Raw genomic sequence first — 20964 nt, 5'->3', positions numbered from 1 at the left:
CCCTTGTGAATTTCAGGTTTGGACGGCCGCCGCCGGAGGCTCTTTGAACCGGGTCATGGCGAGGCCGGATATGGATGTCGGTGTATGGCCATCGAGGCTGAGCTCGGCGAGCACGGCACCGACAGCCGGCCCGAGCTGGAACCCGTGGCCGGAAAAACCGAAGGCGTGGAAAAGACCTTCGACGGTGGGGCTTGGCGCCACGATCGGCAGCCCGTCGGGCATCCGTCCCTCAATCCCCGTCCAGCTTCGCAAGAGCAGGACGTTCCTGAGCTGCGGCACCATGGCGACGGCCGCTGCGGCAGCCTCGATGGTGATTTCGGCGAGCGGCCTGGCGCGCAGGCGCTCTCGATCGGCAGTACCAAGACCTGCGCCGAAGATGACGCTCCCGTGGGCGGCTTGGCGGATATAGATGCCGCCGCCACAGATGCCGAGATTTGGTCCGATCAAGGGGGCGATTGGCTCGGTGACGCACATGTTGGGCGCCATCACCGTCTCGTCGACGTGGTCGCCGAACTGCGCAGCGATCGCCGCACCCCAAGCACCGGCGGTGTTGACAAGGCGGCGCGCTGTGAGCGCTGTCGGATCATTGTCGAGCCGGATGGAAAATCCGCCCTTGCAAGGCTCGGCGCCGATTACCCGGCAGCCTTCGCGAATGTCGGCTCCGAGCGCGCGGGCAGCGCGTGCAAAGGCAGGCGCGACGAGCCGCGGATTGGCTTGACCGTCCTCGGCGCAGAAAGAGCCGCCGGCATAACGGCTCGAAAGATACGCAAACCGGTTTTTGAGATCGCCTGCATCGAGGATCCGGGTCTGGATGCCGTGCGCGCCAAGCAGCAAATGATGCGCAATCAACTCGGCCATGTCGTCATCGTTGCGGGCAAGTTTCAAATGGCCGGTGGCCGTAAACTCGCAATCCGTGCCGATCAACCCCTTCAGGCTGCCCCAGATTGTGCGACTCCTGCGCGCAAGGCCAAGCTCGGCTGGATGACGCCCCTGCTGGCGGACACCACCGTAATTGACGCCGCTTGCCTGAGCGCCGCAGCGACCGCGCTCGACCAGCACCACCGAGGCGCCCTTGAGGCGGGCATGGAGAGCTGTTGAACAGCCGGCAAGCCCGCCGCCAATGATTGCAATGTCGAAATCCCGCGTCATGGTTCGCCTCGTAGAAGATCGGCAAGCGCCACCGGCCTGAGGGGTGCCTGTGCGCGCAGGCGGCCAACGGCCTCGATGCTGGCGCCCGCCGAAGCCGCAATGAGCTCGGCAGCGGAAGTGCCGCAGAGCCTGCCCTGGCAACGACCCATTCCGACCCGGCAGAAGGCCTTTATGCGATTGATCTCAGCCTCGCCTGAAACCGCGACCGCCTGCCGGATTGTTCCCGCAGTCACGCCTTCGCAGCGGCAGATGAGGACGTCGTCCGAAAGCGTGGCAGCGAGCTGATGCGGGAAAGCGAAGGTCTTATCCAGAGCCTTTCGAAAACGCGCGGTCTTTGCGACCATGCGCCGCTCACGAGCAATCTCGATCGGCCGGGCATGGCCGCTGTCACACAGCAATGCCGCCGCCGCCAGCCGCCCGCTGGCATTTGCGATTTCGCTGCCGCGGATCGAGAGCCCGTCACCGGCGAGGTAGACCCTTGCCATCGACGAGCGGCCATCGCAGTCGGTGCGGGGCAACCATTGTCTCTGAACAGGATCAAAGGCGAATTCGAGCCCGAGCAGATCAGCGACCTGTGTTTCCGCCTTCAGGCCGTGTCCGATTGCGAGACCATCGCAACGCGCAACTCTGTCGCGGCCACGCCAATGATAGGCAACGCCCGTGACATGATCATCGGCATCGCGCAGGACCTCGATCAATCGGACGCCGGTCAACAGCGGAACGGCGCGCGTGCGAAGCGCGGCCATGTAGAAGAGCCCTCTTGCAAAAGCGGTTCCGCCGGAAGCCAGCGCAGGCAGCCGCGCCGTATGGCCGAAGGGATTGCCGGTTTCGAGGACTGCAATAACCGTCGCGCCTGCCTTGGCATATTGGTAGGCGACGAGATAGAGGAGGGGGCCGGTACCGGCAAAGACCACGCGCCGGCCAATCAGGGAGGCATCAGCCTTGAGCGCGATCTGTGCGCCCCCGAGGCTGTACACACCCACGGCCGACCACCCTTTCACCGGCAGGATCCGGTCCATGGCACCCGTGGCGATGATGAGATGGGACCAGTTCTGGATGGAGGGCCCGGCTTTTCCCAAAAGATGCAGCTTGCCTTCGCAAGCGCTCCAGACCTGGGTCTCGGGTCGATAATCGACCATCGATGCGAGCGCAGCGAAAGTATCGCGAAACCCGACGGCCCTTTTTGCATCGAAGCCGTAGAGCTTGTCGTCGGTTCTCATGAGTTGCGGACGCGGCTGGCGGAAGATCTGTCCGCCGGGTCGAAAAGCCTCGTCGATGACGACCGGCCGCAATCCGGCCTGCGCAAGGGTGGCCGCAGCGGCAATGCCTGCGGGTCCGGCCCCGATAATGACGATGGCCGCGTCCATCACACCGCCTCCGGCGCGCTCGTTACGAGTTCCATGCCGGCTTCGACGCGACTTGTGCAGCTGCGCAGGCGTCGTCCATCGTTGCGCCATAGCCAGCAATCCTGGCAGGCGCCCATCAGGCAAAAGCCCGCGCGGCTTTCAGAGGCAAACTCAAAGTTGTGCGCGTGGCCTCCGCCCATCCTGATGGCCGTCAGGACAGTCTCGCCCTGCCGTGCCGTAAAGGATTGACCATCGACCGTGATCTCAATTGCCTCGCTGCCGGCTGCAGCAAGCCTCCTTGGGCCGAAACGGGCCTGATCCAGCATCTTCGTATCCCTCCTCCGCATTTGATATTGACAGGCTAATAGTCCATATTATGGATGTCAACGCGGATATAAATCCATTTTATGAAGTTCAACAGAGGGATGCTCGAAAGTTGAATACTACCAGAAAGAGTATGCCGGCGACGCCGAGGCGCGAATGCAGCGCTTCGGTCCTGGCCGCCTATTGCCGCAAGATCGAACGCGTGCCCGCTGGGGCCCACGCCTGCGCACGTCGAACAGTTCTGGACACGCTTGGCGTTGCGGCAGCCGGATCGAAGACGCAAGCTGGCCGGGCCTCGCTCAAGGCGGCCGCAGAGATATGGGGAGACGGCGCAGCGCCGGTCTGGTTCTCAAAAAAGCTGCTGCCGCCTGTTGGATCCGCCTTCGTCAACGCCACATACGCGGCTGCCCTCGATCTCGACGACGGCCATCGTCAGGCGTCAGGTCACCCCGCTGCCGCGATCGTGCCTGCGGTACTTGCCGTTGCGACGTCCGCAGGCTCCAGCGCCGACCGGCTCTTGAGCGCGATCGTTCTCGGCTACGAGATTGCCGTGCGCATTTCGGCTGCCCGTGATATCAGCACGATCCGCACAACGGATACGGGGCTCTGGTGCGGGGCAGGGGTCGCGGCGGCCTGCGGATGGCTGACAGGTCAGTCGACGGCGGTGATTGCGCATGCCATCGCGATTGCCGGACAAACCGCGACGTCTCAGGCGGCGACAGGCTGGACCAGGCTCGGCCATACCGTGAAGGAAGGCATACCGTGGGCCACGGCAAACGGGCTTCAGGCCGTGGCGCTTGCGGCCGCGGGCCATCTCGGTCCGCTCGATATTCTGGATGACCCCGGGCTCTACGACCAGCAGCGTCTCCTCGAAGGCTGCTCAAGAAGCTTTGCGATCGAGGAGGCCTATTTCAAGCTCTACAGCTGCTGCCGTTGGGGACATGCCGCAATCGACGGAGCATTGGTGCTGGCAAAGCGACTGCAGGCAGGCCCGAACGATATCGAGGGCTTGTCGATCGAGACCTTCGAGCGCGCGCTGACGCTGCCGAACCAAAAGGAACCGCAGTCGGCCGAGGCCGCACAATACAGCATTCCCTTCTGCGTTGCCCTGGCCCTGGTACACGGCGAAAAGGCGCTGCTGCCGATGGATGATGCGCATCTTTCCGACGGCCGTGTGACGGGGCTTGCCGGACGCATCAGCTTGTCGAGCACGAAGGATTATGCCCACTCGTTCCCGGCCGGTACGCCGGCACGCGTCACGATGACGGCAAAAGGAAGAAATGAAACGATCGAAGTTCTGTATCCAAGGGGTGAGGCGCAAAATCCGCTGACCGCGCGCGAGCTGCAGGAAAAGTTCCTGAAACTCTCATCAGCTCTGAGCCACCAGCAGGCGTCAGACATTGCGGCTGCGGTCAACGGGCTCGGCATCCATCATGGACCGGCTGCGTTAATTGAGGCACTCCGCAGTTCCGGCTAGAGTTTACAACGCCGCCCGGATGTATAAGGAATTCCTCGGACTTAACGTTTGGGGGCAATGAATGGCGAAGGACGAGATCGCGGCAACAGGCACGCAGCTTCTCGACCGGGCGGTCGCGATCTTGAAATATCTCGGTGAGGTGGGTCAGCGCGGTGCGTCGATGGCAACAATCGGCGAGGCTATGGGCCTGAAGCAGCCGACCGTCCATCGCATCGTTACCGCCCTTGAACGCCATGGCCTCGTTGATCGCGAGCGGGAAACCAAGCGCTATCGGCTGGGGCTGGCGCTCTTTTCGATGGGAGCGTCGGCAGCCGATGGGACGGGACTTCGTCAGCTGGCTCGCCCGGCACTGCTGCGGCTTGCGGCGGCGACTAGCGATTCGGTGTACCTGATGGCGCGTGCCGGCTTCAACACGGTCTGTGTCGATCGCCAGCAGGGCACCTATGTCATCGACAGTCTGACGGGCCATATCGGCGGACAGATTCCAATGGGCATCGGACCTGCCAGCCAGGCCATTCTCGCCTTTCTTCCACCAGCGGAAGCCGACGTCATCCTCGACACGAATGCCATGCTCTACAATAGATATGGCACCTTCACCGCGCGCAAGATCAAGGACGCGCTCAAGAAAATCCGAAATCAGGGATATGCCATCGACGATGGGGAACTTGTTGCTGGGATTTCCTCGATCGCTGTGCCGATCCTGCCGCCCGGCCGCGATGCAATCGCGTCGATTGCGATCAATCTCACGAGCCCCAGGCTTACGGCCGAACGGATGCCCGAACTCGTTAGCCTGCTAAAAAAGGAGGTGCGGGAGATCGAGCAAAAGCTCAATCCGCTCGCCGACTGAAGCTGGCCTTCTGGTCAGTCGGGCCGAATGCCGACGAATGGGGCCGTTCGCGCCACCGGCCGGAACCATCGTCAGTGGCTGACCGTTTGTTGATAAAGGAGACAACGCGATGCCAAAATTGGTCCGAGATCCAGCCAAAGCCCCACGTGGTCCGAGACAGGCTCCGAGCCGGTCGGGCGGAACCAGGGACGAGCCACAGCCGAGCCCGGCACAAGATCCGTCCGATAAAAAGACCCCAAAGGATCCGCCTCTTGACCCGGCGCTTCTGCCGATTGGCGATCCGGCCGGCGCGGCATAGCCCCCACCTCTCGATTGGCACGAGATCGTGACGTCGATCTCGGTAACGCAAACCAGGCGGCGCGCAGTCTTCCCTTTTAATATTTCGTGATTGCGCTCGCTCGGGATCCAATTCGCGCCAACCACGTTCTGGTGTGTATCATGGGTCGGGCGCCGGTCATTTCAGACGATCGCAGCAAGGAGCGAGTTCATGTCAAAGCCATTGAACGAAGACCTGAATATCGAGGACCGGCAGTCGTATATCCCGCCGGAAATGGAGCTTGAACCCGTCTCACTGGCTCGGTTGCAAAAAGACAAAGGCGCAAGGGAAGGTCGTTCGGGCGCACCAAAACAGCGACAGCGACGCGACGAGGCCTGAGGGCGGTCCTTCAATATTATCGCTTGTCCTTCTGTTTCAAGGCGTCGCTGAAATCGCGGACCTCGGGATCGCGATTGTTTTCATCCATCGCGTCACGATTGCTATCGGGGGTCGTCTTTCGCAGGAAGATATCCTCGCGGCCTGTTCGTCTTCGGCCCTTCCCAGCGAGGTGATTGGTCAGTTGTACCGGGTGCGCCATCCTGCGGTTTCTTCATTCCCATGGTCAGGCTCCTAGGTTTTGTAGTTCACAGCCGAAAGCCGGGGAAAATGTTCCCGCGTTTCAGTCGGCTCAAGCCCAAAGCGGCACCCGTCCGGTAGAACATGTGGTCAGCGCGTCAGCCCAAAGACGAATGCGGCAGCAGCGACGATCGCCAATGCCGTGATCGGTTTTTCCCTGACTTTGTCTTCGACATCTTCCAGCAGGGTACGGGCCTGCGCCCTGGCGGTGTCCACCGAACCCGACGCAACCGCGGAAACCGATCCGGTCAGCCGATTGGCATCCTGCCGCAAGGAGCGAAGGTTCTTGCCGAAAGTTTGCCTTCGGTCATCACGGTCCTCTTCAACGGATTCAACGGGATATTTATCCGTTTCAACCTTGACACGTTCGGCAGCGTCCGTGTCGGTTCTGCCCGTGGCTATATTGGTCTGAGTGACAGAAAGCGGATCCGACGCGGGAAAGGTGTCCTCCAATCCCTTGTCGAGTTCTCCTCGGCGGGCGCGACGCTTTTGTTCGGCCTGTTCTTTCATCATTGATTTCACTGCGGGGGAATCTTTTGGGTCGGGCATTGCTCGCGCTCCATGTTACCTTGGCAGGGAAAGGCTCGAAGGGAGGAGAAGTTCCCGAAATATTGAGCGCAAAGCCTGGCGACGTGCTCTGTTCGCAGTCGCCTTGCGATCCGAGGCAACCAGGCGCAATACGCGGGCGAATTCGAACTCTGCGCTGATGAGTAGCGACCAGGCTCATGACGTCCCGGATGGTCTCCCTGGCGTCGTAACGAGGGGGCCGACTTATCGTCGCGGGACAGCAGACACATGCCAGAAGCGTCGCCCCCTTGCTGGCAGGATCTTGGTGTGACCCTGGTTTTGCCGCCTGATCGAGAGGATTGTCGCCCTCGCTTGCTCCGCTTGTCCCCAGAACGGAATTTGGTGCTTGAGTTGCTCGCTACAGATGTCGAAGCGGATGCGATATATGATAATGAATAATCTGAGTTGCGCGATGCGGTTTTATGCATAAGGCGTTGACGCCGATGCAGCGCGCTGATCGGCAACGGCGACATGCACGTCAAGAACTGGTCGCTAATCTATCCGGATCGTCGGACGCCAGCGCTGTCGCCCGCCTATGACCTGCTTTCGACGATCCCATATATCGAGGGCGAGGATACGGCTGCGCTCAATTTCTCGCGTACCAAAAAGATGGCAGCCCTGTCGATCGACGAGCTGAAGCATATGGCCGCGAAGGCGCAGGTTTCGGAAAAACTGGTTCTCGACACAGCTCGGGAAACGGTCGAGCGGTTCATTGAGGTCTGGCAGACCGAAAGGACGAACCTCCCGATGATGAGCAACGTCATCGACGCCGTCGATGCGCATGCGCCGTCTATAATGCTCCTACCGGGAAGTGACTCACACGTAGAATATGCGGGTGCTGCAGCCCCCCTATATCCACGAGTGATCCGCTGCATATGCGACGCCATTGCGGCTTAGGTCGATCAGTATGTGGGCTCTCGTCTCAAGCATTGTGATATCACGCTGCCAGCCACCAGAAGGCGCCTGAAATGATGGCTCTGAGGTTCGATTCGCATCAACTGCGCCAATTCACATCACGCGAACGCCACTGCCGCGCATCGTCGACGACGGCCGCGAGAGTGGGCAGTCCGCCACGGCGCCCGCACAGCAGCACGCGCAATGGCGGCACTGCACGCAGCCCGGCCGGTACAATCCTGGATAGTTCCACTGCATGGGCCGTAGACGACCCGCTGCCGGATCAGAATTTGGGTGGCGTCTGACCGGCCACTCGATGGGCCGCGATGACGGTATTGGCCATCAGCATCGCGATTGTCATCGGCCCGACCCCACCGGGAACCGGCGTAATGACGCCAGCGACCTTCGCAGCCTCATCGAAGGCAACGTCGCCGACGAGGCGCGTCTTGCCTTCACCCTTTTCGGGAGCCGGAACGCGGTTGATGCCGACATCGATGACAGTGGCGCCGGGCCTCACCCAATCGCTCTTGACCATCTCCGGGCGCCCGACGGCAGCAACCAGAATATCCGCATTGCGGCAGACAGCCGGCAGATCCTTGGTGCGCGAGTGAGCGATGGTCACCGTCGCATTCGCATTGAGCAGCAACTGCGCCATCGGCTTCCCGAACAGGTTCGAGCGGCCGATCACCACAGCATTCAGGCCGGAGAGATCTTCGCCATGCGTGCGGCGCACGAAGACCATCGCGCCAGCCGGAGTGCAGGACACGAGGCCGGTTTCGAGATCGCCGGTCGCAAGCTTGCCGGCATTGACGACGTTGAGACCGTCGACATCCTTCTCCGGCAGGATCGATTGAATGATCGGTTCGGATTTCAGATGCTTGGGCAACGGCAGTTGCACGAGGATGCCGTGGATTGTGGGGTCGTGGTTCAAGGAAGTGACGAGCGCTGCCAACTCCTCCTGCGTCGTCTCGACCGGCAAGGTGTGCTGGACGGATTTGAACCCGCATTCCTTCGCCATCTTGCTTTTGGAATTGACGTAGGCATGGCTGGCCGGATCGTCGCCGACGATCACGACCGCAAGGCCCGCTGCCCGACCGGTCTTTGCCGCCAAGGACACGCCGCCAATTTTGACAGTCTCGAGTATCGAGGCGGCCACCGACTTTCCATCGATGATCGTCGTCATTTCATCCTCCACGTTCGCAAGGATTAGCTGAATTCATGGCTCATGCGAGCCAGTTCGTCCCATAGGCTTTCCGCGAAACTTCTCAGGACGATGAGCTCGAATTCGTGTCCGCCCAGACGCGTGATGTGAACCGAGATATGGCCGAGCAACGTCGTAGCCGACCGCCCGATAGGAAATTCGGACAGCTCAAGGTCGACTGCGGTGCCTTTTTCCAGCACGCTTTTTGCCATCGGCCCCCTTATCTTGAAGCGGACGCGGCCATCGCTCTGATCGATCAGATCGGCCTCGGCGCCGATTGCCGCCGACAGCGCTCCGAGCTCGGACTGAGTGATCACACTGTCGCCAACGACAAACCATTGGGATTGGGTGACCGGGCGCACGGCGTACGCCTTGTTCCCTGTAAAATCTGCGAGTACCGCCGACAGGTTCTGTTCGCCGCGGTCGGCGAGGACATGTAGAACATGCCCCTCCTGGAGTGCCTCGATACTCACGCTGCCACGAAGGATCGGAGACGCGTCGCCCAATGCGGAGCGGCGGGTGATACGGAATTCTGGCATCGAGCTTCCTTTCTTCTCTAGGCGTGCAGCCGTTCGTTTGACGGATCGACAAAAACGGGATTGACGAGCCGCGCCGGGGTCGACTCGCCCTTCAGGCCGTTCCAGACGACAACCTCTTCGCCGTGTCGCGAGAGGCCGCCCTTGACGAGGGCGAGACCGATGGTTGAACCGACATGCGGGGAGTAGCAGCTCGACGTTACGTAGCCTTGATCGTTTTCCAGGGTCGCCCCGGCCTGTTCCTCGAGGATGTGGGAGCCAGAGCGGAAGCTGGTACTGGGATCGAGTGGTATGACGCCTACCAGTTGCAGCCGGTCGGATGCCCCGAAGCCTTCGCGGGCGAGCATTCGTCTGCCGATGAAGTCCGGTTTGGTGGTCGATACCATCTTGCCAAACCCGAGATCGCCCGGCACGACGGTCCCGTTGATCTCGCTGTGCGTCACGTGACCCTTTTCGATGCGCAGGACGCCGAGCGCCTCCACGCCGTAGGCGCACAAATTGTGTTCTTTTCCCGCCTCCATCAGGGCGTCAGCGACACTTTCGCCGTAGCCGGCCGGGACCGCCAGTTCGAACGCAAGCTCGCCGGAGAACGAAATGCGAAACAGCCGTCCCCGGATCGTACCGCCGAAGAGAGAGACCTCCTTGGCAGCAAGAAAGGGGAAAGCCTCGTTCGAAATGTCGTCATCGACGACACCCTGCAGCACAAGCCGCGCCTTTGGCCCGGCGATCGCCATCTGAGCCCATTGATCGGTCACGGACGCCAGACGAACGTCCAATTCCGGCCAAAGGGCCTGTGCGCAGAATTCAAGATGGTTCATCACTCCCGCAGCATAGGCCGTCGTGGTCGTCATGAAATAACGGTTCTCGCCAATCCGGCTTGTCGTGCCGTCGTCGTAGATAAAGCCGTCTTCCCGTAGCATGAGGCCGTAGCGCGCCTTGCCGACCGGCAGCTTCAGGAAAGCGTTGCAGTAGACGCGGTTCAAGAATTCAGCCGCGTCTTTGCCTGTGATCTCGATCTTTCCAAGCGTGGACACATCGCAAATTCCAGCGTTGACCCGGACATTTTTCACTTCACGGTCGACGCTTTCCCGCCAGCCCGTTTCTCCCGATCGTGGAAACCAGGAGGAGCGATACCACAGTCCGGTCTCCACGAACTGAGCACCGTTCTTCTTCGCCCAATCGTGAAGGGGGGATTTCCTGACGGGCTGGAAATGCTCGCCGTGCGATGGTCCAGCCAGTGCGCCGAAGGAGACCGGAGTGTAGAACGGGCGGAACGTCGTCGTGCCGACCTCGCCCGGAGACACTCCGCGGGCCTTGGCGATTAGCCCTATTGCGTTCACGTTGGAAAGCTTGCCCTGGTCAGTTGCCATTCCATTCGTCGTGTAGCGCTTGGCGAGTTCGACGTGGCTGTAGCCTTCCCTCACGGCAAGGCTCAGATCCTTTGTGTGCACGTCATTCTGGAAGTCGATGAAGGCCTTCCCCTTGGCGCCATGGACCGACCAGAACGGCGGTGCCGGATTTGCGATTATCTCCCCATCAACAGGACCGAATAAGGCCTTCGCCACGGGGAAGCCGAGGTCGCTCAGGGCTGAAGCCGCCCGGTCCGCGCCGTCGTCGAGACATGCCTGCAGACCGCCAACAGCATTTGCAGCACCCGCAAGCGTGGCCCCGGCTATGCCCGACGGCGCCAGGAACGCGGCATGTTCATCCGACCAATGCGGTCGTCCGCCGCGATGGCACGCGAGATGGATGACAGGCGAAAATCCTCCGGACATGGCGAGAGCCTCAACGGAGATCCTTTCCCTCCTGCCCTGACGGAGGATGCTGATGGACGACAGCGACTTGCCGCCATGGGCGTCGGCAACAAGACCACCCTTGATGACACGGGCTTTGCCTGCATACGGGGTCGAGCCTCCTTCAGGCCGGCTGTCGATGACAAGCAGGTCGGAAATTCCTGCCCGTTCAAGGTCCGAGGCAAGCGAGTAACCGGAATCGTTCGTCGTAAAGACCGCGACCGACTTGCCAGGCGCAACGCCGTACCTGTTGAGATAGCTGCGCATGGCGCCCGCCATCATCACGCCTGGGATGTCGTTGCCTCCGAACACAATGGGGCGCTCTTCGGCACCTGTAGTCAGGATTGCGCGCTTCGCAACGATGCGCCACAAGCGTTCGACGGGTAACGAGGGTAGTGGGTGGGAAACGTGCTTCTGCACGCGCTCGACGGCTCCGAAGACGTTTCCGTCATACCAGCCGAAGGCAGTTGTCCGCGCCAGGATACGGACATTCGCCAGCGCACCAAGCTCCTCCAGGCAAGCGGAGGCAAAGCTGGGTGCAGCCTCTTTGCCGATTGTCGCGGTCTCGGACAGCAGCCCACCGCCCAAGGTGCTCTGCTCATCCACCAGCGCGACCCGTGCGCCTGCTCGGCCAGCGGTCAGCGCGGCGGCAAGTCCTGCAGGGCCAGCGCCCACGACGAGCAAGTCACAGTGCATCCAGCACTTCTCGTAGGTATCGGGATCAGCCTCATAGGTAGCCTTTCCAAGGCCCGCAGCACGGCGGATAAATGGTTCGTAGACCTTTTCCCAGAACTTCGCCGGCCACATGAACGTCTTGTAGTAGAAGCCGGCACTCAGGAATGGCGACAGAAGTCCGTTGAACGCACCAATATCAGCCTCCAGGGACGGCCAGCGGTTTTGACTGGTCGCCTGGAGGCCTTCGTAAAGTTCCTGCATCGTCGCCCGAGTGTTCGGCTCCGTGCGGCCTCCTTCACCGATGGTCATGAGGGCGTTGGGTTCGGCAGCGCCCGCCGTCAGGATGCCGCGAGGGCGGTGGTACTTGAAGCTGCGACCAGCGAGGATCTGGCCGTTGGCGAGGAGCGCCGATGCGAGGCTGTCACCTTCAAAGCCCTTCATCGACTTTCCGTCAAAGGAAAAGGAGAGCGGTGCGTCCCGGTTGATCAAACCGCCTGTCGAAAGACGATAGAACGTCATGCCTGCACCTCGATCCTAGCTTCCGCTGCGTCGCGGCATCCGGCAACCTCATGGGTGACCGTGTCGCGGGTGACCACCAGCCAACGACGACAACCCGAAGTGTGATGCCAATATTCCTGGTATGCTCCGCGAGGGTTTTCCCGCAGATATACGTAGTCGAACCACACGTCTGTGGTCGCATCCGGATCCGGGCGTTTCAGCGCTGCGCCTTTCACCGTGAACTCCTCCTTGGGTCTCTTGCCGCAATGCGGGCACGAAATGATGCTTGCCATTCAAATGTCCTCGATGTGCCTGCCTAGTGGAGGTTTGGCTGGGCGCCCTGGCCCTTCTCGTCGATAAGATAACCGCGGGCGAAACGGTCGAGCCGCATCTGCCGCGTGGTGGGATGCGAATCCCCCTTCGCCAGGAGGTAGGCGAAGCAGAAGCCGGAGGCTGGCGTGGCCTTGAAGCCGCCGTAGCACCAGCCCGCGTTCAGATAGAGATTGTCGAGGTGGGTGCGGTCGATGATCGGAGAGCCGTCCATCGACATGTCCATGATGCCGCCCCAGGAGCGCAAAACCCGGACTCTGGACAGCGCGGGGATCATGGCCTTGCCAGCTTCTGCCACGTGCTCCACGGTAGCGAGGTTGCCGCGCTGGGCATAGGAATTGTAGCCGTCGATGTCGCCGCCGAACACCAGGCCGCCCTTGTCCGATTGGGATACGTAGAAGTGTCCTGCACCAAAGGTCACGACGCCGTCGATGAAGGGCTTCAGTCCCTCCGACACGAAAGCCTGGAGGACGTGGCTTTCGATCGGCAGCTTCATTCCGGCCATTTCAGCCAGTCGCGAGGAACTGCCCGCAACGGCAAGCGCCAACTTGTTGCAGCCGACGAAACCTCTTGACGTCTCGACACCAAGAACGCGGGCACCTGTCTGCCGGATGCCTGTAACCTCGCAGTTCTGGATGATGTCCACGCCGTGCCCATCTGCGCCCCGCGCGTAGCCCCACGCAACCGCGTCGTGACGTACGGTGCCGCCACGTCGCTGCAGAAGCCCACCGTAGATCGGAAAGCGTGCGTTATCGAAGTCAAGGAAAGGAACCATTGCCTTGACCGCGGCGCGATCAAGCAGCTCGGCATCGACCCCGTGCAGGCGCATCGCGTTTCCGCGGCGAGTGAATGCATCGCGCTGCGCATCGGAGTGATAAAGGTTGAGAACGCCGCGTTGAGAAACCATGGCGTTGAAATTGAAGTCTTGCTCGAGACCCTCCCAGAGCTTCATGGACAGTTCGTAGAACGGGTTGTTGCCCGCTAGCAGGTAGTTGGACCGGATGATGGTGGTGTTCCGGCCGACGTTGCCGCCCCCGACATAGCCCTTTTCCAGAACAGCGATATTTCGGACGCCGAATTCCTTTGCGAGGTAGTAGGCGGTAGCCAGACCGTGCCCGCCGCCGCCGACGATAATGACGTCGTAATGCGCCTTGGGCTGCGGATCGCGCCATGCAGGCTTCCACGACCTATTCCCCAGGAGGCCATTCTTCAAGATCGAAAAGGCTGAGTAGCGCACGTTCGGAACCTTCTGTTCGTTTCGTCCAAACTAACGTGGACAGAATGATCGAGATTGCAAAAAAGGGACAAAATGCGATACGTTTGGGCCATGACACCAGCCGACCGAACGCTGCAACGCATTGGCTTCCTTCTGCTACCCAATTTTGCGCTCATGTCGTTCGCATCGGCGAGCGAGCCGTTGCGTGCAGCAAATTTGGTAGCTGGTACCCAGCTTTATCAGATTAGGCTCTTGTCGGTTGACGGACATCCCGTGCGCAGCTCCTCCGGCATGTCAATGGAGTGCGAGAGCGTGGCGTCGGTTGGAGAGCACTGTCACACCATATTCGTTTGTGCCGGCGGCGTTCCGGACGATTGGACGTCGGCCGAGAACTCTTACCCGGCGTTGCGCCGCATCGCGCGGCAGGGCGTTCGGGTTGGCGGGATCTCGAGCGGGGCGTACGTCCTGGCGGGAGCGGGGCTCCTGGACCAGCGTGACTTCACCATACACTGGGAACACGCCTCCATTCTGCGCGAGGCGTTTCCACACCTGACCCCGCGACAGGCACGCTTTGTCGTCGACGGTGACCGGATCACCTGCGCGGGCGGGGTTGCGCCGCTCGACATGATGCATGCCTTGATCTCGGATCGACTGGGACAGGATTTCGCGCGCCGCGTCAGCGACTGGTATCTGCACACGGCGGTTGCCGAGCCCGAAGCCTCGCAACGCAGTTCGGCTGCGGAACGCTTCGGTACCTTCCATCCGATCCTGTTGATGGTCCTCGAAAAGATGGAAACCACTATCGAGCAGCCTCTCGACCGTCGGTCAATGGCGCGGCTGGCGGGAACGAGCGTGCGACATCTGGACCGGCTCTTCGCCCTTCACATGAAGTCCGGGTTCCTCGACACCTACCGGAACATCCGGCTGGCACATGGCAGACGCCTACTCGAGCAAAGCCCTTTGTCGGTCGCGGAAGTGGGCTTTGCGACCGGTTTCTCGAGTTCGGGCCATTTTTCCAGAGCCTTCAAAATGCTTTACGGCGTGACACCCATCGTCCATCGTCGGAAAGTTTCCTATAAGGCGTCGTAAGGCGCCCTCAAAAGACAACCGCGGGAGTAAGCATGGTGTCCAGACCGGATCCAAGAGAAGTCTTTTCACAAGATCCGCATGCTGTGCGCGAGCCGCGAGAAAACAATCTCGAAATGGCGATCGGACACGAGGTTCGTTCCTATCGCAAGAAGCTTGGCATCACGGTGAACGACCTGGCTGCGGCTACAGGGGTTTCTGTGGGCATGTTGTCGAAGATCGAAAACGGCAACACTTCGGCGTCGCTAACAACCCTTCAAAGTCTGTCGAAGGCGTTGGGGGTGCCGATCACCGCCTTCTTCCGCGGCTTCGAGGAGCCGCGCAGCGCGACGTTCGTGAAAGCGGGCGAAGGGCTTAAGATCGAGCGTCGCGGCACGCGCGCCGGGCATCAGTACAGCCTGCTCGGGCACATCGACAACAACAGCAGCGGCGTGACGGTTGAACCATATCTGATCACGTTGACGACGGATTCCGACGTATTCCCGACCTTCCAGCACGAGGGAATGGAGTTCCTCTACATGCTGGAGGGCGAGGTCGTCTATCGGCACGGGGAGAAGCTCTTCCAGATGCAGCCTGGCGACAGCCTGTTCTTCGACGCGGACGCGCCCCACGGGCCCGAGGAGCTGGTCAAACTCCCGGCGCGCTACCTGTCGATCATTTCCTATCCGCAGACCTCCAGCGACATCGGCAGATAATTCCTCACAGGAATATTTGTTTCCTGACAGTTGATATCGTCGGAATCATGTGTTAGCCCTTCGTCAGTAACGAACGGAGGTGCACGTCGATGTGCGGCATTGTTGGACTTTTCCTGAAAGACTCGAGCCTCGAACCGCAGTTGGGTGAGCTGCTGTCCGACATGTTGATCACCATGACCGATCGCGGCCCGGACTCAGCGGGCATCGCGATCTATGGCGCCGCCGAGCACGGGAAGGCCAAGCTGACCGTCCAGTCCCCGAACCCGGAGAAGGACTTCGCCACTCTGGAAGCGGATCTGCGCGATGCGGGCGTCGTCGCCACCGTAACCGCCAAGAGCACTCATGCCATCGTCGCGCTGCGATCCGTCGAACTCGGAAACCTCCGCTCGGTCCTGTCCGCTCTGCGACCCAACGTCCGCGTCATGGGATCCGGGGAAAGCGTCGAGATCTTCAAGGAAGTCGGGCTCCCGAAGGAGGTCGTCGCGAAGTTTGACGTGCGGTCGATGCGGGGGACTCACGGGATCGGTCACACCCGCATGGCGACGGAGAGCGCGGTGACTACTCTCGGCGCGCATCCGTTCTCGACGGGCGCCGACCAGTGCCTCGTCCACAATGGCTCGCTTTCGAACCACAACAATCTGCGCCGGGAACTCATCCGCGAAGGCATCACCTTCGAGACCCAGAACGACTCGGAGGTCGCGGCCGCCTATCTGACTGCCGAGATGGCCAAGGGCAAGAACCTCGGCGAGGCGCTGTCGGGCGCGCTCGACGATCTCGACGGCTTCTTCACCTTCGTCGTCGGAACGAAGTCCGGCTTCGGTGTCGTGCGCGATCCGATCGCCTGCAAGCCCGCGGTCATGGCCGAAACCGACCAGTACGTCGCCTTCGGCTCGGAATACCGGGCGCTTGCCAACCTGCCTGGCATCGAGAGCGCGCGTGTCTGGGAGCCGGAACCGGCGACCGTCTATTTCTGGGATCACGAGGAGGCTGCGTAATCATGCCCGTATTCGACCTTTCCAACATACCATTGCGCGAGCTCAATGGCGCTCTCCACCGTCTGCCTGATGGCGTTAACGATACCGAATTCGAAGTCGTGAACCCTCGCGGCAGCCACGCTGTCGCGGTCGGGCTCGATCGCCCCGTCCAAGTCACCGTCCAGGGCTCGGTTGGCTACTACTGCGCCGGAATGAACGACGGCGGCACGGTGACAGTCAAAGGCTCCGCAGGTCCCGGTGTCGCCGAAAACATGATGTCGGGGACCGTCGTCGTCGAAGGTGACGCCTCGCAGTATGCCGGGGCGACCGGGCGAGGCGGCCTGCTCGTGATCAAGGGGAATGCCGCCTCCCGATGCGGCATCTCCATGAAGGGCATCGATATCGTCGTCCATGGCAACATCGGTCACATGTCGGCGTTCATGGGGCAGTCCGGCCACCTGGTGGTTTGCGGTGATGCTGGCGATGCGCTGGGCGACAGCCTGTACGAGGCCAAGCTCTTCGTGCGGGGCAGCGTAAAGAGCCTCGGGGCCGACTGCATCGAAAAGGAAATGAAACCGCAGCATCTGGAAAAGCTCGCCGAACTCTTGAAGCGGGCCGGCGTCGCCGATGCGAGGCCGGAAGAATTCAAGCGCTACGGCTCTGCCCGCAAGCTCTACAACTTCAATATCGACAACGCCGACGCGTACTAGGCCAAGGGATCATCATGAGCTATCACAACCCATACACCCCGCCGCGCAAGTCAGCGACATTCGACGACTACACCTTAGCGGAAATCCGCCGCGCAGCGGCTACCGGGATCTACGATATCCGCGGTGCCGGTACCAAGCGCAAGGTGCCCCACTTCGACGATCTCCTGTTCCTCGGAGCATCGATTTCCCGCTATCCGCTCGAAGGCTATCGCGAGAAGTGCGACACGACCGTCGTGCTGGGCTCCCGCTTCGCCAAGAAGCCGATCACCCTCAAGACCCCGATCACCATTGCGGGCATGAGTTTCGGGGCTCTGTCTGGCAACGCAAAGGAAGCTCTGGGGCGCGGGGCAACCATCGCCGGGACGTCGACTACCACGGGCGACGGCGGCATGACCGACGAAGAGCGCGGCCATTCGCAGACGCTGGTCTACCAGTATCTGCCGTCGCGCTATGGCATGAACCCCAAGGATCTACGTCGTGCCGACGCGATCGAAGTCGTGGTCGGGCAGGGGGCAAAGCCCGGCGGCGGCGGCATGCTTCTGGGTCAAAAGATCTCCGACCGCGTCGCCAACATGCGCAACCTGCCGAAGGGCATCGACCAGCGTTCGGCCTGCCGGCATCCGGACTGGACCGGGCCGGACGATCTCGAAATCAAGATCCTCGAACTGCGCGAGATCACAGACTGGGAAAAGCCGATCTATGTCAAGGTCGGTGGCGCGCGTCCCTACTACGACACGGCCTTGGCGGTAAAGGCCGGCGCCGACGTCGTGGTCCTCGACGGCATGCAGGGCGGAACCGCCGCAACCCAGGATGTCTTCATCGAGAACGTCGGCATGCCCACACTCGCCTGCATCCGACCGGCCGTTCAGGCACTCCAGGATCTTGGCATGCACCGCAAGGTTCAACTGATCATCTCCGGCGGCATCCGCTCTGGCGCCGACGTTGCCAAGGCTCTTGCCCTCGGCGCCGACGCAGTCGCGATCGGTACGGCTGCTCTCGTCGCCATCGGCGACAACGATCCGCGCTGGGAAGCGGAATATCAGAAGCTGGGCACCACCGCTGGCGCCTACGACGACTGGCACGAAGGAAAGGACCCGGCGGGCATCACGACCCAGGATCCCGAGCTCTCCAGTCGGCTGGATCCGGTCGCCGCAGGGCGTCGCCTTGCCAACTACCTGAAGGTCATGACGCTCGAGGCGCAGACGATCGCACGTGCCTGCGGGAAGAACCACCTGCATAACCTCGAGCCCGAAGATCTCTGCGCACTGACGATGGAGGCCTCCGCCATGGCTCAAGTGCCGCTGGCCGGCACCAACTGGTATCCCGGCAAGGCCGGATTCTGACCCGAGCGGGGCGCGCGTCTGGGAGGAGCGCGGCCTGCTTACTCCAATGAGTGTCGAACTTAAAACAGGGGAACTACTGTGACACTGGACCTCTCGAAATTCGCTGCCGAAAAGGGAATCAAGTACTTCATGATCAGCTACACGGACCTGTTCGGCGGACAACGCGCCAAACTGGTTCCGGCAGAAGCAATTGCGGGCATGCAGGAGGACGGCGCTGGCTTTGCCGGCTTCGCCACGTGGCTCGATCTGACGCCCGCCCATCCGGATCTGTTCGCCGTTCCGGATGCGTCCTCGGTGATCCAGCTTCCTTGGAAAAAGGAAGTGGCATGGGTAGCTGCCGACTGCGTCATGGATGGGAAGCCTGTCGGCCAGGCGCCACGTGTGATGCTCAAGAAGCTCGTGGCCGAAGCTGCAGACGCTGGCCTCCGCGTCAAGACCGGGGTCGAGCCGGAATTCTTTCTGATCACTCCCGACGGGTCGGTGATCTCGGACGAGTACGATACCGCTGAAAAGCCATGCTATGACCAGCAGGCGCTGTTGCGGCGATACGACGTGATCGCCGAGATCTGCGATTACATGCTCGAACTCGGCTGGAAGCCCTATCAGAACGACCATGAGGATGCGAACGGCCAGTTCGAGATGAACTGGGAGTATGACGACGCGCTGAAGACGGCCGACAAGCATTCGTTCTTCAAGTTCATGGTCAAGTCGGTGGCGGAGAAGCACGGCTTGCGGGCGACGTTCATGCCAAAGCCGTTCAAGGGGCTTACAGGCAACGGTTGCCATGCCCACATCTCGGTGTGGGACGTCGAGGGACGGGTCAACGCCTTCGCCGACAAGACCATGCCATTCGGCCTTTCGTCGCAGGGCAAGATGTTTCTGGGCGGCATCATGAAGCATGCCTCGGCACTGGCGGCGGTGACCAATCCAACCGTCAACTCCTACAAGCGCATCAATGCGCCGAGGACCATTTCCGGTGCGACATGGGCGCCAAACACTGTGACCTGGACGGGCAACAATCGAACCCACATGGTGCGCGTGCCAGGACCGGGCCGGTTCGAACTCCGACTTCCGGATGGCGCGGTGAATCCCTACCTTCTTCAGGCAATCATCATCGCCACTGGCCTTTCGGGTCTCAGATCGAAGGCCGACCCAGGGCCGCATTACGACATCGACATGTACAAGGACGGGCATTCGGTAACCGATGCCCCGAAGCTTCCGCTCAACCTCCTCGACGCGCTGCGTGAATACGAAAAGGATGACGAACTGCAGGAGGCCCTGGGACGCGAGTTCTCCGCGGCCTACCTGAAGATGAAGCACACGGAATGGAACAGCTACTGCTCGCAGTTCACGGAGTGGGAAAGGCAGACCACCCTCGATATCTGACCCGACCAGTCTTGTCCCTATCCCCCACGCTTACGGCGTGGGGGATGTATCGACTCAGTCAAATACGGAACGTCATATGCACTTTGTTCTTACAGTCACCTGTAGGTCGACCCGTGGAATAGTGGCGGCCATCTCCGGCTATCTCGCTGAGCTCGGCTGCAACATCACCGACAGCTCGCAGTTCGACGATCTCGAAACCGGGCGTTTCTTCATGCGCGTGGGCTTCGTCTCAGAAGAACGGGCGACGGAAACGGACCTGGTCGAGGGCTTCAGACCGATCGCGGAGAAGTTCGAGATGACCAGCGAACTGCACAGCAAGGCAGAACGCATGAAGGTTTTTCTCATGGTATCCAGATTCGGCCATTGCCTGAACGACCTTCTCTATCGCTGGCGGATCGGTGCGCTGCCGATCGAAATCACCGGTGTTGTGTCGAACCATCTGGACTACCAGAAGCTGGTGGTCAATCACGACATTCCGTTCCACCACATTCCGGTGACGAAGGAAAACAAGCCCCGGGCGGAAGCCAGGATCATGGAACTGGTGGAGTCGACGCAGACGGAACTGATTGTCCTTGCCCGCTACATGCAGGTCCTCTCGGATCAGATGTGCCAGCAGATGTCCGGAAGGATCATCAACATCCACCACTCCTTCCTGCCTAGTTTCAAGGGAGCAAACCCTTACAAGCAGGCCTACCAGCGAGGTGTCAAGCTGATCGGTGCGACCGCGCACTATGTAACGGCGGATCTCGACGAGGGTCCCATCATAGAACAGGATACAGTCAGGATCACGCATGCTCAGTCGGCGGAAGACTACGTGTCGCTTGGACGCGACGTGGAGGCGCAGGTTCTGGCACGGGCGGTCCACGCCCATATTCACCGGCGTACCTTCCTGAACGGCAATCGAACCGTGGTCTTTCCGCCCAGTCCCGGCTCGTACGCGTCCGATCGCATGGGGTGAGGGAGCCCGTTGCTTCGATCACGACCCGCGACTATATTTTGGTACGCCATAATACGATCAGAATTCT

19 protein-coding genes and 2 pseudogenes are annotated in these 20964 nt (G+C 61.1%); 11 read left to right on the top strand and 10 right to left on the bottom strand.

Features of this window, described 5'->3' with window-relative positions; genetic code table 11:
• Nucleotides 1-12: 12 nt before the first annotated feature.
• From NBG89_RS27185 to NBG89_RS27175, 3 genes are read right to left on the bottom strand one after another with little or no spacing between them, the layout of a single operon-like run.
• Nucleotides 13-1149, bottom strand: a complete 1137-nt coding sequence (locus NBG89_RS27185) for an NAD(P)/FAD-dependent oxidoreductase (protein WP_431323382.1) — start codon at nucleotides 1147-1149, stop codon at nucleotides 13-15.
• A complete protein-coding gene (locus NBG89_RS27180) occupies nucleotides 1146-2516 on the bottom strand; it encodes an NAD(P)/FAD-dependent oxidoreductase (protein ID WP_431323381.1) in 1371 nt (456 codons plus the stop codon). Before NBG89_RS27180 ends, NBG89_RS27185 begins: the two co-directional genes overlap by 4 nt.
• Nucleotides 2516-2821, bottom strand: a complete 306-nt coding sequence (locus NBG89_RS27175) for a (2Fe-2S)-binding protein (RefSeq protein ID WP_431323380.1) — start codon at nucleotides 2819-2821, stop codon at nucleotides 2516-2518. The genes NBG89_RS27180 and NBG89_RS27175 overlap by 1 nt, the downstream gene beginning before the upstream one ends.
• 110 nt (nucleotides 2822-2931) lie before the next feature.
• Between NBG89_RS27175 and NBG89_RS27170 the strand changes: the two genes are divergently transcribed.
• The 3 genes from NBG89_RS27170 (at nucleotide 2932) to NBG89_RS27160 (ending at nucleotide 5798) form a co-directional block, all read left to right on the top strand.
• Nucleotides 2932-4296 (top strand): MmgE/PrpD family protein, encoded by a 1365-nt coding sequence (locus NBG89_RS27170; RefSeq protein WP_431323379.1) that lies wholly within the window; start codon nucleotides 2932-2934, stop codon nucleotides 4294-4296.
• 61 nt (nucleotides 4297-4357) lie between these two features.
• On the top strand, nucleotides 4358-5143 hold the full coding sequence (locus NBG89_RS27165; protein ID WP_431323378.1) for an IclR family transcriptional regulator: 786 nt from the start codon (nucleotides 4358-4360) through the stop codon (nucleotides 5141-5143).
• A 487-nt stretch (nucleotides 5144-5630) separates the two neighbouring features.
• Nucleotides 5631-5798, top strand: coding sequence for a hypothetical protein (locus NBG89_RS27160; RefSeq protein WP_431323377.1), 168 nt, complete (start codon nucleotides 5631-5633; stop codon nucleotides 5796-5798).
• Between the two features lie 16 nt (nucleotides 5799-5814).
• On the opposite strand, the pseudogene NBG89_RS27155 reads toward NBG89_RS27160, so the two are convergent.
• Both NBG89_RS27155 and NBG89_RS27150 read right to left on the bottom strand, forming a co-directional pair.
• Nucleotides 5815-6019: pseudogene (locus tag NBG89_RS27155) on the bottom strand (hypothetical protein).
• Nucleotides 6020-6125: 106 nt separating this feature from the next.
• Nucleotides 6126-6584: a hypothetical protein gene (locus tag NBG89_RS27150; RefSeq protein WP_431323376.1), complete on the bottom strand. Its 459-nt coding sequence runs from the start codon at nucleotides 6582-6584 to the stop codon at nucleotides 6126-6128.
• A gap of 465 nt (nucleotides 6585-7049) precedes the next feature.
• On the opposite strand from NBG89_RS27150, the pseudogene NBG89_RS27145 reads away from it, so the two are divergent.
• Nucleotides 7050-7403 (top strand): annotated as a pseudogene (locus NBG89_RS27145) (HipA domain-containing protein); the annotation flags it as partial.
• A gap of 376 nt (nucleotides 7404-7779) precedes the next feature.
• Here NBG89_RS27145 and folD read toward each other — a convergent pair.
• From folD to NBG89_RS27120, 5 genes are read right to left on the bottom strand one after another with little or no spacing between them, the layout of a single operon-like run.
• Complete coding sequence (gene folD / locus NBG89_RS27140; protein ID WP_431323375.1) at nucleotides 7780-8679, bottom strand: bifunctional methylenetetrahydrofolate dehydrogenase/methenyltetrahydrofolate cyclohydrolase FolD; 900 nt, start codon at nucleotides 8677-8679, stop codon at nucleotides 7780-7782.
• A gap of 23 nt (nucleotides 8680-8702) precedes the next feature.
• The gene (locus NBG89_RS27135) at nucleotides 8703-9236 is read right to left on the bottom strand and encodes a sarcosine oxidase subunit gamma family protein (protein WP_431323374.1); all 534 of its coding nucleotides are present in this window, start codon (nucleotides 9234-9236) and stop codon (nucleotides 8703-8705) included.
• A gap of 17 nt (nucleotides 9237-9253) precedes the next feature.
• Nucleotides 9254-12220, bottom strand: coding sequence for a sarcosine oxidase subunit alpha (locus NBG89_RS27130; RefSeq protein ID WP_431323373.1), 2967 nt, complete (start codon nucleotides 12218-12220; stop codon nucleotides 9254-9256).
• Nucleotides 12217-12492 (bottom strand): sarcosine oxidase subunit delta, encoded by a 276-nt coding sequence (locus NBG89_RS27125; RefSeq protein ID WP_431323372.1) that lies wholly within the window; start codon nucleotides 12490-12492, stop codon nucleotides 12217-12219. Before NBG89_RS27125 ends, NBG89_RS27130 begins: the two co-directional genes overlap by 4 nt.
• 23 nt (nucleotides 12493-12515) lie before the next feature.
• Nucleotides 12516-13766 (bottom strand): sarcosine oxidase subunit beta family protein, encoded by a 1251-nt coding sequence (locus NBG89_RS27120; RefSeq protein ID WP_431323371.1) that lies wholly within the window; start codon nucleotides 13764-13766, stop codon nucleotides 12516-12518.
• Between the two features lie 90 nt (nucleotides 13767-13856).
• On the opposite strand from NBG89_RS27120, the gene NBG89_RS27115 reads away from it, so the two are divergent.
• The 7 genes from NBG89_RS27115 (at nucleotide 13857) to purU (ending at nucleotide 20897) form a co-directional block, all read left to right on the top strand.
• A complete protein-coding gene (locus tag NBG89_RS27115; RefSeq protein WP_431324566.1) occupies nucleotides 13857-14834 on the top strand; it encodes a GlxA family transcriptional regulator in 978 nt (325 codons plus the stop codon).
• Nucleotides 14835-14866: 32 nt separating this feature from the next.
• On the top strand, nucleotides 14867-15526 hold the full coding sequence (locus tag NBG89_RS27110; protein ID WP_431323370.1) for a helix-turn-helix domain-containing protein: 660 nt from the start codon (nucleotides 14867-14869) through the stop codon (nucleotides 15524-15526).
• 89 nt (nucleotides 15527-15615) lie between these two features.
• Complete coding sequence (locus NBG89_RS27105) at nucleotides 15616-16521, top strand: class II glutamine amidotransferase (RefSeq protein WP_431323369.1); 906 nt, start codon at nucleotides 15616-15618, stop codon at nucleotides 16519-16521.
• 2 nt (nucleotides 16522-16523) lie between these two features.
• Nucleotides 16524-17210, top strand: coding sequence for a protein GlxC (locus tag NBG89_RS27100; protein ID WP_431323368.1), 687 nt, complete (start codon nucleotides 16524-16526; stop codon nucleotides 17208-17210).
• A 14-nt stretch (nucleotides 17211-17224) separates the two neighbouring features.
• Nucleotides 17225-18553, top strand: coding sequence for an FMN-binding glutamate synthase family protein (locus NBG89_RS27095; RefSeq protein WP_431323367.1), 1329 nt, complete (start codon nucleotides 17225-17227; stop codon nucleotides 18551-18553).
• Between the two features lie 78 nt (nucleotides 18554-18631).
• The gene (glnT, locus tag NBG89_RS27090; protein WP_431323366.1) at nucleotides 18632-19939 is read left to right on the top strand and encodes a type III glutamate--ammonia ligase; all 1308 of its coding nucleotides are present in this window, start codon (nucleotides 18632-18634) and stop codon (nucleotides 19937-19939) included.
• Between the two features lie 76 nt (nucleotides 19940-20015).
• Entirely contained in the window at nucleotides 20016-20897 is an 882-nt protein-coding gene (gene purU, locus NBG89_RS27085; protein ID WP_431323365.1) for a formyltetrahydrofolate deformylase, read from the top strand.
• Nucleotides 20898-20964 lie beyond the last annotated feature (67 nt).

The organism is Rhizobium sp. YTU87027 (assembly GCF_050644135.1).
GTDB lineage: Bacteria > Pseudomonadota > Alphaproteobacteria > Rhizobiales > Rhizobiaceae > Rhizobium.
Note: the sequence above shows the minus strand (reverse complement) of the source record. Positions and strands in the feature narration are given on the sequence as shown.

Coding starts and splice junctions, on each gene's coding strand:
- NBG89_RS27185 (WP_431323382.1), bottom strand. CDS start 1,149: ATGACGCGGGATTTCGACATTGCAATCATTGGCGGCGGGCTTGCCGGC.
- NBG89_RS27180 (WP_431323381.1), bottom strand. CDS start 2,516: ATGGACGCGGCCATCGTCATTATCGGGGCCGGACCCGCAGGCATTGCC.
- NBG89_RS27175 (WP_431323380.1), bottom strand. CDS start 2,821: ATGCTGGATCAGGCCCGTTTCGGCCCAAGGAGGCTTGCTGCAGCCGGC.
- NBG89_RS27165 (WP_431323378.1), top strand. CDS start 4,358: ATGGCGAAGGACGAGATCGCGGCAACAGGCACGCAGCTTCTCGACCGG.
- NBG89_RS27160 (WP_431323377.1), top strand. CDS start 5,631: ATGTCAAAGCCATTGAACGAAGACCTGAATATCGAGGACCGGCAGTCG.
- NBG89_RS27150 (WP_431323376.1), bottom strand. CDS start 6,584: ATGCCCGACCCAAAAGATTCCCCCGCAGTGAAATCAATGATGAAAGAA.
- folD (WP_431323375.1), bottom strand. CDS start 8,679: ATGACGACGATCATCGATGGAAAGTCGGTGGCCGCCTCGATACTCGAG.
- NBG89_RS27135 (WP_431323374.1), bottom strand. CDS start 9,236: ATGCCAGAATTCCGTATCACCCGCCGCTCCGCATTGGGCGACGCGTCT.
- NBG89_RS27130 (WP_431323373.1), bottom strand. CDS start 12,220: ATGACGTTCTATCGTCTTTCGACAGGCGGTTTGATCAACCGGGACGCA.
- NBG89_RS27125 (WP_431323372.1), bottom strand. CDS start 12,492: ATGGCAAGCATCATTTCGTGCCCGCATTGCGGCAAGAGACCCAAGGAG.
- NBG89_RS27115 (WP_431324566.1), top strand. CDS start 13,857: ATGACACCAGCCGACCGAACGCTGCAACGCATTGGCTTCCTTCTGCTA.
- NBG89_RS27110 (WP_431323370.1), top strand. CDS start 14,867: ATGGTGTCCAGACCGGATCCAAGAGAAGTCTTTTCACAAGATCCGCAT.
- NBG89_RS27105 (WP_431323369.1), top strand. CDS start 15,616: ATGTGCGGCATTGTTGGACTTTTCCTGAAAGACTCGAGCCTCGAACCG.
- NBG89_RS27100 (WP_431323368.1), top strand. CDS start 16,524: ATGCCCGTATTCGACCTTTCCAACATACCATTGCGCGAGCTCAATGGC.
- NBG89_RS27095 (WP_431323367.1), top strand. CDS start 17,225: ATGAGCTATCACAACCCATACACCCCGCCGCGCAAGTCAGCGACATTC.
- purU (WP_431323365.1), top strand. CDS start 20,016: ATGCACTTTGTTCTTACAGTCACCTGTAGGTCGACCCGTGGAATAGTG.